The organism is Enterococcus sp. 12F9_DIV0723 (assembly GCF_002174375.1).
Taxonomy (GTDB): Bacteria; Bacillota; Bacilli; order Lactobacillales; family Enterococcaceae; genus Enterococcus_A; species Enterococcus_A gilvus.
The window spans coordinates 2,784,061-2,785,289 of sequence record NZ_NIBK01000001.1 but is presented as its reverse complement, the minus strand read 5'-3'; the positions used below and the strand labels follow the sequence as shown (position 1 = coordinate 2,785,289).

Below are 1,229 nucleotides of genomic sequence, written 5' to 3'. Positions count from 1 at the left end.
GGTTTAGCTCAGCTGGGAGAGCATCTGCCTTACAAGCAGAGGGTCAGCGGTTCGATCCCGTTAACCTCCATTTGAGCCGTTAGCTCAGTTGGTAGAGCATCTGACTTTTAATCAGAGGGTCACTGGTTCGAGCCCAGTACGGCTCATAAGTATATGCGGGTGTGGCGGAATTGGCAGACGCACTAGATTTAGGATCTAGCGCCTTACGGCGTGGGGGTTCAAGTCCCTTCACCCGCATTTTTATTTTTTTTGGTTGTATGCCGGCTTAGCTCAGTTGGTAGAGCATCTGATTTGTAATCAGAGGGTCGAGGGTTCAAGTCCTTTAGCCGGCACCATGCGGAAATAGCTCAGTGGTAGAGCACCACCTTGCCAAGGTGGGGGTCGCGGGTTCGAACCCCGTTTTCCGCTTTCCTGAAGACCAGAGGAAAACGCCGGGGTGGCGGAACTGGCAGACGCACAGGACTTAAAATCCTGCGGTGAGTGATCACCGTACCGGTTCGATTCCGGTCCTCGGCATTAACTAAATAGGCACCCGTAGCTCAATTGGATAGAGTACTTGACTACGAATCAAGGGGTTAGAGGTTCGAGTCCTCTCGGGTGCATTTCGGGAAGTAGCTCAGCTTGGTAGAGTACTTGGTTTGGGACCAAGGTGTCGCAGGTTCGAATCCTGTCTTCCCGATAGAAATAAAATTATGGGGCCTTAGCTCAGCTGGGAGAGCGCCTGCTTTGCACGCAGGAGGTCAGCGGTTCGATCCCGCTAGGCTCCATTTTTTATTAATAACGCGGTGTAGCTCAGCTGGCTAGAGCGTCCGGTTCATACCCGGGAGGTCGGGGGTTCGATCCCCTCCGCCGCGATTTCATTCGAGCCAGGACCTTTAGCTCAGTTGGTTAGAGCAGACGGCTCATAACCGTCCGGTCGTAGGTTCGAGTCCTACAAGGTCCATTGTGACTCTTTTATGGAGGATTACCCAAGTCCGGCTGAAGGGAACGGTCTTGAAAACCGTCAGGCGGGTAAAACCGTGCAAGGGTTCGAATCCCTTATCCTCCTTTTTAATATTATTATCGCGGGATGGAGCAGTCTGGTAGCTCGTCGGGCTCATAACCCGAAGGTCGTAGGTTCAAATCCTGCTCCCGCAATTAAAAACTAAAAAATACGGTTCCGTGGTGTAGGGGTTAACATGCCTGCCTGTCACGCAGGAGATCGCGGGTTCAAATCCCGTCGGGACCGC

Annotated in this window: 14 tRNA genes; all 14 read left to right on the top strand. The window is 52.7% G+C overall.

Annotated features, from left to right (window positions below):
• A tRNA-Val gene (locus tag A5868_RS13120) sits at positions 1 to 70 on the top strand.
• A 3-nt stretch (positions 71 to 73) separates the two neighbouring features.
• Positions 74 to 146: transfer RNA gene (locus tag A5868_RS13115), tRNA-Lys, on the top strand.
• A 9-nt stretch (positions 147 to 155) separates the two neighbouring features.
• Positions 156 to 237 (top strand) — tRNA-Leu (locus tag A5868_RS13110).
• Between the two features lie 22 nt (positions 238 to 259).
• Positions 260 to 335: transfer RNA gene (locus A5868_RS13105), tRNA-Thr, on the top strand.
• Position 336: 1 nt separating this feature from the next.
• Positions 337 to 408 (top strand) — tRNA-Gly (locus A5868_RS13100).
• A gap of 22 nt (positions 409 to 430) precedes the next feature.
• Positions 431 to 516, top strand: a tRNA-Leu gene (locus tag A5868_RS13095).
• Positions 517 to 528: 12 nt separating this feature from the next.
• Positions 529 to 602 (top strand) — tRNA-Arg (locus A5868_RS13090).
• Positions 603 to 605: 3 nt separating this feature from the next.
• Positions 606 to 679, top strand: a tRNA-Pro gene (locus A5868_RS13085).
• A gap of 15 nt (positions 680 to 694) precedes the next feature.
• Positions 695 to 767 (top strand) — tRNA-Ala (locus A5868_RS13080).
• Between the two features lie 14 nt (positions 768 to 781).
• Positions 782 to 855 (top strand) — tRNA-Met (locus tag A5868_RS13075).
• A gap of 14 nt (positions 856 to 869) precedes the next feature.
• Positions 870 to 943 (top strand) — tRNA-Ile (locus A5868_RS13070).
• 15 nt (positions 944 to 958) lie between these two features.
• A tRNA-Ser gene (locus A5868_RS13065) sits at positions 959 to 1,048 on the top strand.
• 15 nt (positions 1,049 to 1,063) lie between these two features.
• Positions 1,064 to 1,137: transfer RNA gene (locus A5868_RS13060), tRNA-Met, on the top strand.
• Between the two features lie 18 nt (positions 1,138 to 1,155).
• Positions 1,156 to 1,228: transfer RNA gene (locus A5868_RS13055), tRNA-Asp, on the top strand.
• Position 1,229: the final 1 nt, after the last annotated feature.